At 69.6% G+C, this 13624-nt stretch carries 14 protein-coding genes; 2 read left to right on the top strand and 12 right to left on the bottom strand.

Going from position 1 to position 13624, the window contains the following annotated elements; genetic code table 11:
* Positions 1-16: 16 nt before the first annotated feature.
* The 9 genes from ACIBI4_RS07590 to hemL form a co-directional block, all read right to left on the bottom strand.
* Entirely contained in the window at positions 17-1093 is a 1077-nt protein-coding gene (locus tag ACIBI4_RS07590) for a CU044_5270 family protein (protein ID WP_399202719.1), read from the bottom strand.
* On the bottom strand, positions 1090-1695 hold the full coding sequence (locus tag ACIBI4_RS07585; RefSeq protein ID WP_399202717.1) for an RNA polymerase sigma factor: 606 nt from the start codon (positions 1693-1695) through the stop codon (positions 1090-1092). Before ACIBI4_RS07585 ends, ACIBI4_RS07590 begins: the two co-directional genes overlap by 4 nt.
* A gap of 103 nt (positions 1696-1798) precedes the next feature.
* On the bottom strand, positions 1799-2878 hold the full coding sequence (gene ccsB, locus ACIBI4_RS07580) for a c-type cytochrome biogenesis protein CcsB (RefSeq protein WP_399202716.1): 1080 nt from the start codon (positions 2876-2878) through the stop codon (positions 1799-1801).
* The gene (locus tag ACIBI4_RS07575; protein ID WP_399202715.1) at positions 2875-4620 is read right to left on the bottom strand and encodes a cytochrome c biogenesis protein ResB; all 1746 of its coding nucleotides are present in this window, start codon (positions 4618-4620) and stop codon (positions 2875-2877) included. The genes ccsB and ACIBI4_RS07575 overlap by 4 nt, the downstream gene beginning before the upstream one ends.
* A gap of 1 nt (position 4621) precedes the next feature.
* Positions 4622-5401 (bottom strand): cytochrome c biogenesis CcdA family protein, encoded by a 780-nt coding sequence (locus tag ACIBI4_RS07570; RefSeq protein ID WP_399202714.1) that lies wholly within the window; start codon positions 5399-5401, stop codon positions 4622-4624.
* Positions 5402-5406: 5 nt separating this feature from the next.
* On the bottom strand, positions 5407-6006 hold the full coding sequence (locus tag ACIBI4_RS07565) for a TlpA family protein disulfide reductase (RefSeq protein WP_399202713.1): 600 nt from the start codon (positions 6004-6006) through the stop codon (positions 5407-5409).
* 66 nt (positions 6007-6072) lie between these two features.
* Positions 6073-7275, bottom strand: coding sequence for a hypothetical protein (locus ACIBI4_RS07560; protein ID WP_399202712.1), 1203 nt, complete (start codon positions 7273-7275; stop codon positions 6073-6075).
* A 212-nt stretch (positions 7276-7487) separates the two neighbouring features.
* Positions 7488-8180 carry a histidine phosphatase family protein gene (locus tag ACIBI4_RS07555; RefSeq protein ID WP_399202711.1) on the bottom strand — a complete coding sequence of 231 codons (693 nt, stop codon included), beginning with the start codon at positions 8178-8180 and terminating at the stop codon, positions 7488-7490.
* On the bottom strand, positions 8177-9493 hold the full coding sequence (gene hemL, locus ACIBI4_RS07550) for a glutamate-1-semialdehyde 2,1-aminomutase (protein ID WP_399202710.1): 1317 nt from the start codon (positions 9491-9493) through the stop codon (positions 8177-8179). Before hemL ends, ACIBI4_RS07555 begins: the two co-directional genes overlap by 4 nt.
* A 358-nt stretch (positions 9494-9851) precedes the next feature.
* Here hemL and ACIBI4_RS07545 point away from each other — a divergent pair, with 358 nt between their 5' ends.
* On the top strand, positions 9852-10448 hold the full coding sequence (locus ACIBI4_RS07545) for a hypothetical protein (protein ID WP_399202709.1): 597 nt from the start codon (positions 9852-9854) through the stop codon (positions 10446-10448).
* A 50-nt stretch (positions 10449-10498) separates the two neighbouring features.
* On the opposite strand, the gene ACIBI4_RS07540 is transcribed toward ACIBI4_RS07545, so the two are convergent.
* A complete protein-coding gene (locus tag ACIBI4_RS07540) occupies positions 10499-11041 on the bottom strand; it encodes a hypothetical protein (RefSeq protein ID WP_399202708.1) in 543 nt (180 codons plus the stop codon).
* A gap of 225 nt (positions 11042-11266) precedes the next feature.
* Between ACIBI4_RS07540 and ACIBI4_RS07535 the strand changes: the two genes are divergently transcribed.
* Entirely contained in the window at positions 11267-12364 is a 1098-nt protein-coding gene (locus ACIBI4_RS07535; RefSeq protein WP_399202707.1) for a magnesium and cobalt transport protein CorA, read from the top strand.
* Between the two features lie 66 nt (positions 12365-12430).
* Here the strand turns inward: ACIBI4_RS07535 and ACIBI4_RS07530 are convergent, their stop codons facing one another.
* Positions 12431-12862, bottom strand: a complete 432-nt coding sequence (locus ACIBI4_RS07530; protein WP_399202706.1) for a GNAT family N-acetyltransferase — start codon at positions 12860-12862, stop codon at positions 12431-12433.
* A 4-nt stretch (positions 12863-12866) separates the two neighbouring features.
* Positions 12867-13544 carry a TetR family transcriptional regulator gene (locus tag ACIBI4_RS07525; RefSeq protein ID WP_399202705.1) on the bottom strand — a complete coding sequence of 226 codons (678 nt, stop codon included), beginning with the start codon at positions 13542-13544 and terminating at the stop codon, positions 12867-12869.
* Positions 13545-13624: the final 80 nt, after the last annotated feature.

Below are 13624 nucleotides of genomic sequence, written 5' to 3'. Positions count from 1 at the left end.
CCAGCCTCCCGCTGTTTCAGGACTTCCGCACGGGCTCGGCGGCCTTCGGCGCGCTGTCCACGACCGAGCGCTCGATCACCGCCGTATTGGCGGTGATCTGGCCGGCGGGCATGCCCGGGCACTTCTTCTCGGGCTGTCCGGGCAGCTGCTCGGTGCCGCCGTCGGTGGCGCGCGTGGTGACGCCGCGCTCGCCCAGGTACGCGTACGTCTTCGGGTCGAAGAGCAGTTCCTGGCGCAGGCCCGACTGCTCGTCCACGCGGCCGACCGCGATGCCCTTGCGGCCGATCGCGTCGGTGGCGTCCTTCACCAGGGTCACGCCGTCGATCTGCGCGGCCGCCCGGTAGAGCGCCGCCGCCACCTTCGGCGGGATCAGGGACTCCCGCACCAGGTCACCGACGAGCACGAAGGTGTTCTGGTCCTCGCTCTTGCCGCCCTGGCTCGCCTTGTGCAGCCAGTCGAGCATCTTCGACGGGTCGGTCGGCAGGGTCTCCAGGTGGCGGTAGTACGTGTTCGAGGGGACGCCCGGTGTCGGGGTGTCGAGGTGGATGGTCTGCGGGCCCTCGCGCTCCGCCCGGAGCACCCCGGGCCGCCTGCCGTCCACCGCGAACCACACCTCGCGCCGCGAGGGCTTCTCCAGGACGGCCGCCTCGCACGCCTCCTGCACGGTCCAGGCCGCCTTCGTCCGCACGTACACGTACTGGTCGTCGCGGACCGCCGTCGCCTCCTCGCGCCCGGCGACGGTGGCGACCCGGTCGAGCAGCTGGGCCGCGTTCCGCGGGGCGCCGGGCGCCGCGGCGGGCGGGGCGCCCCCCTCGCCGCCCCGCTCGCCGCCCCCTTGGCCGCCCTGTTCGCCGCCGCCCGCGAGCGCGAAGCCGCCGACCACCACGAGCGCCACCGCCGCGGCCACGGCGGGTCCGGCGAAGGCCGGGCGCAGCCAGGCGCGGCGCGGGCCGGCCGTGTCCTGCCGGGACTCGTTCCTGATCTCGTTCAACAGGTGCTCCCTGAGAAGGTCTCGGCGGCCCTCCGGCAGCTCCCGCTCGGGCAGTGCCCGCCCGGACGGATCCCTCTCGGGGAGGGACGGGAAGTCGTTCATCGGTTCCCCTCCTGGATGGCCTCGACCGCGGAGATGCGGCCACCTCCTACCTGTCCGCGGGGCGCGGGCGGTTCCAGCGCTTTTGCGAGTTTCGTACGGGCCCGGGAGAGCCGGGAGCGGACGGTCCCCACGGGTATCCCGAGCGCCGCGGCGGCGGACGCGTAGTCGAGACCGCCCCAGACGCACAGCGCGAGCACCTCGCGCTCGGGGCGGCGCAGCGCGGCCATCGCGGTCCGTACCGCCGCGAGCGATGCCGAGTCGTCGATCCGGCCCGCGAGTTCGTCGGCGAAGTCCGCGACGGGTTCGGGCGCGGGCAGCCGGCTCACGGCCGCCTCGTGGCGGCGGGCGGCGCGGCGTGTGTTGCGGGCGACGTTGGTGGCGATGCCCAGCAGCCAGGGCCGCAGCGACCCGCCGTCCTCGTCGACCCGGGCGCGCAGCCGCCACGCCTCCAGGAAGGTCAGCGAGACGATGTCGTCGGCCGTCGACCAGTTCCCGGTGAGGCGGTAGCCGTGGTTGTAGACGGAGCGGGCGTACTCGTCGAAGAGCCGGGCGAAGGCATCGGAGTCCCCCGCTCTGATGGCGGCGCGCAGATTCGTGTCCACACCCCTCCCCCTGTCCACAGCGCGACGGCCGGTTCCCGCAAGAGGCTTGCGGAAACCGGCCGTCGTGGAAAGACGCGGAGGAAGGCGGTGCTCAGACCGGTGCTCAGACCCCGGCGTACGAGTGCTTGCCGGTGATGAAGATGTTCACGCCGTAGTAGTTCCAGAGGAACGTGGCGAAGGCGAAGAGCGCCAGGTAGGCGGCCTTGCGGCCCTTCCATCCTGCGGTCGCGCGCGCGTGCAGGTAGCAGGCGTACGTCACCCACGTCACGAACGACCAGACCTCCTTGGGGTCCCAGCCCCAGTAGCGGCCCCAGGCGTCGCCGGCCCAGATCGCGCCCGCGATGATCGTGAACGTCCACAGCGGGAAGATCGCGGCGTTGACGCGGTACGAGAACTTGTCGAGCGAGGCCGCGGACGGCAGGCGCTCCAGGACCGAGCGGGCGAAGCTGCCGGGCTCGCCGCCGCGGGCCAGCTTGGCCTCGTAGGAGTCGCGGAAGAGGTAGAGGGCCGTGCCCACCGCGCCGATGTAGAAGACCGCGCCGCAGAAGATGGCGGTGGAGACGTGGATCCACAGCCAGTACGAGTCGAGGGCCGGGACCAGCTGGTCGCTCGCGGTGTACAGCCACTTCGTGGCGATACCGAGGTCGAGCAGGACCGTGGTGACGAGGATCAGGCCCATCCAGCGGACGTTCTTGCCGAGGAAGAGCAGCACCAGGTACGCGGTGATGGCCACCGCGGAGAAGGTGATCGAGAACTCGTACATGTTGCCCCACGGCGCCCGCATCACGGACATGGCGCGGGTGACCACACCGCCGATGTGGACGAGCGCGGCGAGGACCGTGAGCGCGACGGCGATGCGGCCGTACAAGTCGCCCTGCTCCGTGCCGCCGTGCGCCCCCGGACCGTCGGGCACGTCGCGCGAGCCGCTCGCCGAGCGGGTCACGACCTTCGGGCGCTCCAGAGTGGCGGTCCCGCCGCCCGAGCGGACCTGCACCTTCGGCGCCTCGGCGGCGGCCGTGGTCTGCGTGAGCGCGGCGGCCGTACGGCCCACCTTGCTGCGGCTGCCGAAGACCCACTCGGCGATATGGGCGAGGAAGGCCAGCGTGTAGACGGCCATCGACGAATAGACCAGCGTGTTGCTGATCGACGCCAGGTTCTCGTTGGTGGCGGCGGCGAGAGTCACTTCTCAGCCCCTTCGGCAGGAACAGCTTCGGATGAGGAGTCTTCGGATGCGGAGGCTTCGGATGCGGGGTCTTCGGATGCGGGGTCTTCGGATGCGGGATCCGGCGCACTGGGTGCGCTCGTGTGCAGGACGGCGGCCAGGTCGCCCAGTTCCTCGGGCACCTTCGCGGACTCGCTGCGGCCCAGACCCGCCATCTCGACGACGGTCACACCGTCGTCGCCGCGCACCGCGCGCACCCACACGCGGCGGCGCTGGATGAACAGGGAGCCGACGAGACCGGCGATCGCGGCGATTGCGCCGGCCAGCGCCCAGATGTTGCCCGGCTGCTGCTTGACCTGGAAGGAGGCCCATTCGCGGAGCTCCTTCTCGTACGTGACGGAGCCCTGGCCGTCGGGCAGCTGCATGGTCTCGCCGGGCAGCAGACGCTGCTTGAAGAGCTCGCCCTTCTTGTCCTTGAACTCCTTCATCTTGGACGTGTCCAGCTGGTACACGTTCTGCGGGATGCCGGAGTCGATGCCGAGCGAACCGTGGTACGCGGACAGCGCCAGGACGGGGAAGTCGGGGGCCGGGAACTGCGAGAACATCTCGCCCTTGCCGTCACCCGCGAAGGTCGGCACGAAGAAGGCGTTGAAGCCGAGCTGCTCCTTCTTGCCGTCCTTGTTGCGGTAGCCGTCGGCGATCTTGATGGCGCCGGTGGAGGTGATGTTGGCGTCGAGCGGCAGCAGCGGTGTCGCACCGCTGTAGACGACCTTGCCGCGGGCGTCCTTGACGGTGACGACGGGCGCGTAACCGTGGGCGATCAGATAGACGGTGGAGTCGCCGACGGTGAGCGGCGAGTTCACCTCGATCGCCTTCTTCTTCTCGGGCCCGTCGACACCCTCGGTGTACGTGACGTGCGCCTTGAAGGTACGGGCGGTGCCCTTGGACGGGCCGCTTCGCTCGTAGGCGTCCTCGAACTTGTCGAGCCGGAAGCTGAACGGCTCCAGGTCGTCGTTGTCGAAGAACGAGCCGGACTGGAAGTCGTCGTACTGGACGAGCGTGTTGGCGAACCCGTCGCCCTCCACGATCAGCTTGCCGCCCTCGGACTTGAACAGGACCCCGACCGCGAACGCGATCAGCATCACGATCAGCGAGATATGGAAGAGCAGGTTCCCGGCCTCGCGGGCATAGCCCTTCTCGGCGGTGACCGCGTCGCCCTCGATGTGCGCACGGAAGCGGCGGCCCTTGAGCAGCTTCAGCGCCTCGTCCCGTACGTCCTCGGGCGAGGACTCGGTACGCCACGTCGTGTACGCGGGCAGGCGCGTGAGCCGCTTGGGCGCGCCCGGCGGGCGGCCCTTGAGCTGGCCGACGAACTGCCAGGTGCGCGGGACGATGCAGCCGATCAGGGAGATGAACAGCAGGATGTAGATCGCCGAGAACCACACCGAGCTGTAGACGTCGAAGAGCTGCAGCTTCTCGTAGAACGGTGTCAGGGACTCGTGGGTCCGCTTGAACTGCTCGACCTTCAGCTCGTCCACGCTGTTCTGCGGGATCAGCGAGCCGGGGATCGAGGCGAGCGAGAGCAGCAGGAGCAGGATCAGCGCGACCCGCATCGAGGTGAGCTGCCGCCAGAACCAGCGGGCCCAGCCGATCACCCCGAGCGCGGGCAGGTTGGGCAGCTCTTCCTTGGGTGCGGTGGACAGCTGGGAGCCGGCGGCGCCGAGGTCCTCGGTGTCGGGGGCTGTGGTGTCCGTCTTGCTCATTTCAGATCCCCACGGTGAAGCCGGAAGTCCAGACCTGCATCTCCTGCACGATGCGGTCCCAGGCGCCGGTGACGAGCAGCAGGCCGGTGACGATCAGCATCGCGCCGCCGATCCGCATCACCCACACATAGTGCTGCTTGACCCAGGCGAAGGCGCCGAGCGCCCGGCGGAAGGCGATGGCGGCCAGTATGAAGGGCAGGCCGAGGCCCAGGCAGTACGCGACGGTGAGCAGGGCTCCGCGCCCGGCGCTGGCCTCGGTCAGGGCGAGCGTCTGCACGGACATCAGCGTCGGGCCGATGCAGGGGGTCCAGCCGACGCCGAACAGGACGCCGAGCATGGGGGCGCCGATCAGACCCGTGGCGGGCTTCTTGTGGAAGCGGAACTCACGCTGGGTCAGGAACGGCATGGCGCCCATGAAGAACAGGCCGAGCACGATGGTCAGCGCGCCGAGCACCTTCGAGATGACCTCGCGGTGCTCCAGGAGCGTGGAGCCGAAGCCGCCGAAGAGGGCGCCTCCGGAGACGAAGACGAAGGTGAAGCCGAGCACGAACAGCGAGGCCCCCGCCGCCATCCGCCCCCGCTTGGCCTCCTCCAGATCGGCGCCGGTGACCCCGGTGACGTAACTGAGGTAGCCGGGCACGAGCGGCAGCACGCACGGCGAGAAGAAGGAGACGAGACCGGCGAGCAGCGCGATCGGGATCGCGAGAAGGAGCGCGCCCCCGAGCACGGTGGCGTTCGGGTCGGTGGCCGCGGCCAGGGCAGTTACGGCGGTGGGGGGCACGGAGGTCACTTCTCCGCGAGTACGGGGTCGATCATCTCGTACAGGCGCTTGTCGCTGACGGGCCCGGAGAATCCCGCTGCGATCTTCCCCTCGCGGTCGATGATGATCGTGCTGGGGATGGACTGCGGGCTGAGGCTGCCCTGCGGGAACTTCAGGATCTGCTTGCCCATGGGGTCGTAGAAGCTCGGGTACGGGATCTCGTAGTCCTCCTCGAAGGCGAGAGCCGGGCCCTTCTCGGGGTCACGGGTGTTGATCCCGACGAACTCCACCCCCTGGGACTTCGTCTCCTCCGAGACCGACTTCAGGTACTTGGCCTCGGCCCGGCAGGGCGCGCACCACGAGCCCCAGGTGTTGAGGACGACGATCTTGCCCTTGTAATCGGCCAGATCGAGCTGCTTGCCTTCGAGGGTTTCGCCCTTGATCTCCGGGGCAGCGGCCCGCTCACCCTCGGCCGAGGTCCGGATGCCCCCCTTGCCGGCGACGAAGTTCGTGTCCCCACCGCCACCCTGCGTACCGCCGTCGGTGCACGCGCTCAGCGCGAGCGCGGCCAGCGCGGTCCCCGCTGCGAAAAGGGCACGTCGGGAGGCAGGACGTCCAAGACTCATGTGAAAAGTTTCGCATGACGGTTTCTGCGGTTTCGGGCGCCCCCCGAAAGCCGCGGAACACCCAGTTCAGGCCAGTTTCTGCGCCACGTCCAGGCCCTGCAGCTTCTCGAGGACCTCCGGCTTCTGAACATCGAGCCAGTCGACGAACTGCCGGAAGGACACCAGGCGCACGTCCTTTTTGTCCGCGATGTTCTTGATGACGGCCTCGACGGCGTCCATATAGATCCCGCCGTTCCACTCCTCGAAGTGGTTGCCCACGAAGAACGGTGCCCGATTTGTCTCGTACGCGCGGTTGAACCCGGCGAGATACGCCTCGGTCGCCTGCTTGCGCCAGCCCGGGTAGTTGGCGGGCGGGGCCTGCGTGGAGTTCACGGACTGGTTGGCGAGGATGTTGTAGTCCATCGAGAGGACCTCGAAGGAGTGGCCGGGGAAGGGCATGGACTGCAGTGGCAGATCCCATACGCCCTGCTTCTTCTGCGGCCAGCGCTGGCGGCCGCCCGGCGACGAGGCGTCGTAGCGCCAGCCGAGCTCGCGTGCGACCGGCAGCAGCTTGTCCTGGCCGAGCAGGCACGGGGTGCGGCCGCCGGTCAGTTCCTTGTCGTAGTCGAAGGGCAGCGGCGGCAGATCGGTCCAGCCCGTGTTCGTACGCCATTGCTGCACGAAGGACTTGGCCTGGCGGATCTCGTCCTTCCATTGCGCGGACGTCCAGTTGGCGACCGATCCGGAGCCCGCGCAGAAGTGGCCGTTGAAATGCGTGCCGATCTCATGTCCGTCGAGCCAGGCCTGGCGCACGTATTTCAGGGTGCGCTTGATGTTCTCGTCCTTGAGATAGCCGATGTCCGAGGCGCCGACGGCATTGTTCGGCGGGCGGTAGAGACGTTTCTTGGACTCCGGCAGGAGATAGAGGCCGGAGAGGAAGAACGTCATCTTCGCGTCGTGCTGCTCGGCGAGCTTGAGGAAGCGCGGGAAGAGGCCGTTGCCTATCTCGCCCGCGCCGTCCCAGGAGAAGACGACGAACTGCGGGGGTATCTCGCCCGGTTCGAGCGGTGTGGGCGGTGGTGGCTGGTGCGGCTGCTTCCCCGTGTACGAGGTGGAGCCGTCGCCGATCAACTTGCCGTCCGCGGAAGGGGACTTGGAGTTCCCTGCGGGCCGGTGGTCACCCGGCCGCGAGCTGTCCCGCTCCTTCGTGCTGCAGGCGGTGAGGCCGGCGGCGGCCGCCGCGGCCCCGACTCCCAGCCCGAACACTCCCCTTCGGGTCATGTGCTGCATTTTGTCCCCTGCCTCCGTGTTGCTCCCCGTTTACGGTGGACGCCCCCTTAGAGGCACAGAGCGGCACCGAGGTTCCAGCGGATTGCGCAAACTTTGCGTTCCGTACGAGGAGATCCTGTGACCGAGCCGGTTTGCCAGGCGGTCGGCGGCACACGAGAAGGAGGGCCGGCCACCGTGCGGTGACCGACCCTCCTCGTCCGTACGCGAAATATCTAGGCCCCGAAGGCCTTGTCCTTGCCCTTCACAGGCTTCGCACCCGCACGCAGGTGCGCGGGCACCAGATCGATTGCGGGCTCGCTGTAGCCGACCGAGACGATCTTGTCGCCGCGGTACGTGAACGAGGTCAGCGAGGCGAGCGTGCACTGGCGGCGGCGCGGGTCGTGCCACAGCCGGCGCTTCTCGACGAAGCTGCGCACGATCCAGATCGGCAACTGGTGGCTCACGCACACCGCTTCGTGCCCGCGCGCCGCGTCCTTCGCCGCGTCGAGCGCGCCCATCATGCGCACGACCTGCTCGACATACGGCTCGCCCCAGGACGGCTTGAACGGGTTGACCAGGTGCTTCCAGTTCTCCGGGCGCTTGAGCGCGCCGTCGCCGACCCCGAAGGTCTTGCCCTGGAAGACGTTGTCCGCCTCGATGAGCCGCTCGTCGGAGGCGACGTCGAGGCCGTGCGCCTTGGCGATGGGCGTCGCGGTCTCCTGCGCGCGCTCCAGCGGGGAGGCGACGACATGGGTGATGTCGCGTCCGCCCAGGTGCTCGGCGACCCGGTCGGCCATCTGCCGGCCGAGCTCGGAGAGGTGGTAGCCGGGCAGGCGTCCGTAGAGGACGCCGTCCGGGTTGTGCACCTCGCCGTGGCGCATCAGGTGGACGACGGTCAGCTCCGTGCCGTCGTGCAGCGAGCTCATGCGGTGGCCTCCGCGGCGGCGCGGGCGGCGGCGGGGAGCGCGTCCGCGATGCGCTGGACGGCCCGCTCGTCATGCGCCGTGGACACGAACCAGGATTCGAACGCGGACGGCGGAAGGTAGACGCCGTCGGCGAGCAGCGAGTGGAAGAACGCGGTGAACCGGAACGAGTCCTGGCCCTTGGCGTCCTCGAAATTGCGCACCTCGTTCTCCGTGAAGAACACCGAGAACATGTTGGACGCGGTCTGCAGCCGGTGCGCCACGCCTTCCTTGGCCAGCGCGCCGGTCACGAGCCCCTGGATCTCGGCGGAGACCGCGTCGACCTTGGCGTACGCGGCGTCGTCGAGGAGGCGCAGCTGGGCGAGGCCCGCGGCGGTGGCGACGGGGTTACCGGAGAGCGTGCCCGCCTGGTAGACGGGGCCGGCCGGAGCGAGGTGCGCCATGACGTCCTCGCGGCCGCCGAAGGCCGCGGCGGGGAAGCCGCCGCCCATGACCTTGCCGAAGGTCATCAGGTCGGGCGCGACGCCGTCGACACCGAACCAGCCGGCCTTGCTCGTACGGAAGCCGGTCATGACCTCGTCGGAGATGTACAGCGCACCGTTGGCGGAGCAGACGTCCTTGAGGCCCTGGTTGAAGCCGGGCAGCGGCGGTACGACGCCCATGTTGCCGGGCGAGGCCTCGGTGATCACACAGGCGATCTCGCCGGGGTGCGCGGCGAAGGCGGCGCGGACGGCTTCGATGTCGTTGTACGGGAGCACGATGGTGTCGCCGGCCTGCGCGCCCGTGACGCCGGGGGTGTCCGGCAGCGCGAAGGTGGCGAGGCCCGAGCCCGCCGCGGCGAGCAGCGCGTCGACGTGGCCGTGGTAGCAGCCGGCGAACTTGATCACCTTGGCGCGGCCGGTGAACCCGCGGGCGAGGCGGATCGCGGACATGGTGGCCTCGGTGCCGGAGGACACCAGACGCACCTGCTCGACCGGGGCGACCCGGGCGACGATCTCCTCGGCGAGCGCGACCTCGCCCTCACCGGGCGTACCGAAGGAGGTGCCGCGGGCGACGGCCTCCTGGACCGCGGCGATCACCTCGGGCTGAGCATGGCCGAGAATCATCGGCCCCCAGGAGCACACGAGGTCGACGTACTCCTTGCCGTCGGCGTCCGTGAGGTACGGACCCTGACCGGACACCATGAAGCGGGGCGTACCGCCCACGGCCCGGAAGGCGCGGACCGGAGAATTCACGCCGCCGGGCGTGACCCGGGAAGCGCGGTCGAAGAGCGCCTGCGAAACGGGGGCTTGGCTGGGTTCCGGCACCTGGTGCATCACGTCGGGTCTCTCGGGCTCTCTCGGTTCACGGACAGCGGGCCCTCTCAGCGTAGGCCCCCGGGTATAGCCTGCGGCCACATGGTGGACCCGGCGGGGATCACCCCGGCGTCCGGCCGACGCACGGCGGTGATCACTTCGGCATCCGAAGGTGATCATTTATGCGTGCAGGGACCGGCTGAGGACACGGAAATCTGCGTATCGTAGAGGCAACTCACACGACCAGGTGACTTGTCCTCGAATCACGATCGCGTACACGTGTTTTGCCATACTCATCCGGGGGAGGTCATTGGCACGATGATCGGGTCGCGGGGCCGGGGCCGGGTTACCAAATAGGCGGCATCAGTCGGGTGGAGATATGCAGCGCGGTGGCGGACTGGGCGAGGGGACCGGTGACCAGGGTGCCCTCGGACCGCGACGTGCCCGTCGCGGGAAGCACCGGCGCGACCAGCACGACAGCGAGGCACCGGCGGCCGGCCCGCAGGACACCGAGCACGCGCGGATCAGGAGTGGCCGGGTGGGGGTGACCTACAAGTACTTCGGCGCCCCTGACGGGGCCACCGCCGCCCGCGTCCCGATCTCCATGCGCCCCGAGGAGCTCGGGGGTGACGAGCTCGGCATGGGCGGCATGTTCACCAAGATCAAGCCGGAGACGATGGCCGCGATGGTCCTCACGGGCATCGAGGGCATACCGCTGCACAAGGTCCCGCCGCTGGAGCTGGTCGTGCTCCACCCCGATTACGCGGTCGTCAAGCTCCCGATGACCGTCGTCGACCCCCTTCGGGGCATCGGCGAGGAGGCCGTCGGCGCGGCCGCCTTCATCTGGTCGACGGTCCCGGACCGCGGGGGCCCGCGGGACGCGTTCAACGTGTACCAACTGCTGCACGAGTGGCAGGACTTCAGCCATCGGCTGCATGAGGCGGGGCATCAGCCTTACTGCCTGGTGTGGCCGTGATCGGCCCCACCGGCGCTTGAGGCGATCCGAGCGGAGCTCGGACGCAGCGCTCACACCGCGGGCGGATCGAACCGCATCCGGCCCTCCGGCGAGGGCGGCACATACCGCACCTCCCCCTTCGCAGGCGCGAGCACCTTCCGCGCACGAGCCCGCACCGTATGCGGCGTGGCAGCCAGCTGACGGCACGCCTCACACCACGTATCGGAATGCCGAGCGGCCCGCTGCGCCGCCGCCGCGTCCTCGAAGTACAGCGGATCGCTCCGGTGCGTCAGACACTCGACCTCGTAGCGGTCACCGCTCCCAGACGCGCCCGCACCCGCGGTGGACTGCGTATCGCGCAGCACCACCCGCGCACCGGTGTCCCGCCGTGTGAACACCCGTCCCTGCGCGTCCAATTCCGCCAGCTCGCGCTGCGCCGACGCCGCCGCCTGGCGGTGTGCCGCGACGCTCTCGGGGTGCGGCCCGATCGCCTGGGCCGCACGGGCCCTTGCCTTGTCGAGGGCCATCTCCACGCGGTGGGCGCGCACCCGCGCCGTGGCCCGCAGGCGCCTGCGACGGGCGTGCTTGGAGTCGTCCGGTATGCCGCTGCTCATTTCGCGTGCTCTCCTTCGGCTCCCCGAGCCAGGGGCTCTCGCCGTACGGGCGGAGTTCTCCGGGTGTCGACTGTAAGCAGGTTGCCGTCGGCCCGCATGCGCAATCCCTTTCGTACCGTAATCACCGCAGGTCACCGCGGTGATGGCAAGGCATGGACCGATGACGTACGGGCAGGAGCGTGGCAGGCTGCGCAGACGGGACAGGACAGAGGGGGACTTCCGCAGATGCCGATGATCCGCAAGCTGCGCCGCATCGTGCGCCGTGTGCAGCGCAAAACGGTGGACCTCAGCCACCCGGCGCGCTCCCCGCTGGGCAGCGCGGTGGTCAACTGCGTGGTGTACCGCGGCGGCAAGCGGCAGTCCGGCTCCTGGGCGGGCCTGTCGGGGCCGGAGGCGCTGCGGCGGGTGCGCGAGGAGGGCGACGGCTTCGTCTGGATCGGACTGCACGAGCCGGACGAGCAGGAGGTGGCCGCGCTCGCCGAGCCGTTCGGGCTGCATCCGCTGGCCGTCGAGGACGCGGTGCACGCGCATCAGCGGCCCAAGGTGGACCCGTACGACGACTCGCTCTTCGCCGTGTTCAAGTCGGTCTGTTATGTGGAGCACGACGAGCTGACCGCGACCAGCGAGGTCGTGGACACCGGCGAGATCATGGTCTTCACCGGCCGGGACTTCGTGATCACGGTCCGGCACGGGCGGCACGGCTCGCTGGGACCGGTGCGCGAGCGCCTCGAAGCGGACCCCGAGCAGCTGGCCAAGGGTCCTTCGGCGGTGCTGCACGCGATAGCGGACTTCGTGGTCGACGAATATCTGAGCGTCGCGGACGCCGTGCAGCTCGATGTCGACGCCGTCGAGACACAGGTCTTCTCACCGGAGGCGGGCCGGGTCGACCCGGGGCGCATCTACCAGCTCAAGCGCGAGCTCCTGGAGCTGAAACGGGCCGCGCAGCCACTCGCCCGGCCGCTGGCGACGCTGGCGGAACGGCGCAGTCCGCTGATCGACCCGGGGGTGCAGGCGTACTTCCGTGACGTCGGCGACCATCTGGCCACCACCGTCGAGCAGATCGCGTCCTTCGACTCCCTGCTCGACTCGATCCTGCAGGCCCATCTGGCGCAGGTGACCGTCGCGCAGAACGAGGACATGCGCAAGATCACCGCATGGGCCGCCGTGATCGCCGTACCGACGATGGTGTGCGGCGTGTACGGCATGAACTTCGAGCACATGCCGGAACTGGGCTGGCGCTACGGGTACTTGCTGATGCTGTCGGTGACGGCGGTGGCGTGTTTCCTGGTGCACCGGTCGTTCCGGCGCAGGGGGTGGCTGTAGCGGGGTGGCCGCCGCTCGGTCCCGGTCCTGGCTGAAGTCGCTCGGTCCCGACCTGGCTGACGTCGCTCAGTCCAGGTCCTTGCTGAAGTGGAAGGCCGTGATCGCCATCCGTTCGCGCAGGTAGAAGCGGTGCGCGTCGGTGCGGTGGGTGCCGGAGTCCAAGTCGAGCTCGTGGCAGCCCTGTTCGCGCGCGTGCTCCTCCAGGTACGTGAGCAGCGCGTGGCCCACCCCGCCGGAGCGCGCGCTCGCGGACGTGACCAGGTCGTCCACGTACAGCTTCTTCAGTGAGCTGGTGTTGAAGACGATCCGCCAGCCGGCGACGCCCGCGCACCGCCCGTCGTCGCCGTACGCGGCGCTGAACCGGAGCCCCTGCGGATGGCCCTGTTCGTACGTGGTGTGCAGCAGCTCCTCGGTGAGGTGCGGGCGGAGCTCGCTCAGGACGGGCAGGACGTCGGTGACGAGGCGCGGGTCGGACGGCTCGATATCGATGATCTTCACGGGGTCAGAGTAGAGCGCGATCGGGGCTCGGGCTGCGGGCGGTCAGATAGCGCTGGATCGTGGGTGCGAGCCAGTCGACGATCTCCTCCTTCGACATCTCGACCGCCAGCGGGAAGCGCAGGACGAAGCGGGCGAGCGCCATGCCCAGTATTTGCGAGGCGACCAGCGCCGCGCGGCGCGGTGCGTCGGCCGGATCCGGACACACCTGGGCGGCGATCGGGCCGATCTGGTCCTTGAGGATCTGCTGCATGCGCTCGGCACCCGCGGGGTTGGTGGCGCCTACACGCAGGAGCGCGGTGAGGACTTCGTCCTGCTCCCAGCGGTCGAGGAAGTGCGAGACGAGGAAGCGCCCCATCCGGTCGGCGGGGACGCCGGCACCGCTGCCGCCGCCGTCCAGCTGGACCCGTACATCCATCGGCGCAGGCAGATTCAGGTCGATGTCGGCCGCAGCCGCGAAGAGACCTTCCTTGCTGCCGTAGTAACGCATCACCATCGACGGGTCGATGGACGCGTCCTTGGCGATGGCGCGGATCGTCGCGCGCTCGTAGCCGTCGGCCGCGAAGCGCTCGCGCGCGGCGGCCAGGATCGCGGCGCGGGTGGCATCGGAGCGGCGCGGGCGGGGTTGGGGTCGAGGTTCGGTGCCCGTGGTCTCGGGCCTCGTCGATGTCTCGGATTTCTGCATGCCAACAAGCGTAGGCCAACGGGTGTTGACAGTCCACCGCCGGGCCTCGTACTGTTGCCAACAAGCGTTGACCAACAAGC

It is taken from the genome of Streptomyces sp. NPDC050418, from assembly GCF_044458745.1.
In the GTDB taxonomy this organism is placed as follows: Bacteria; Actinomycetota; Actinomycetes; order Streptomycetales; family Streptomycetaceae; genus Streptomyces.
The sequence above is the reverse complement of the archived record's forward strand: the minus strand, read 5'-3'. Positions and strand labels throughout refer to the sequence as shown.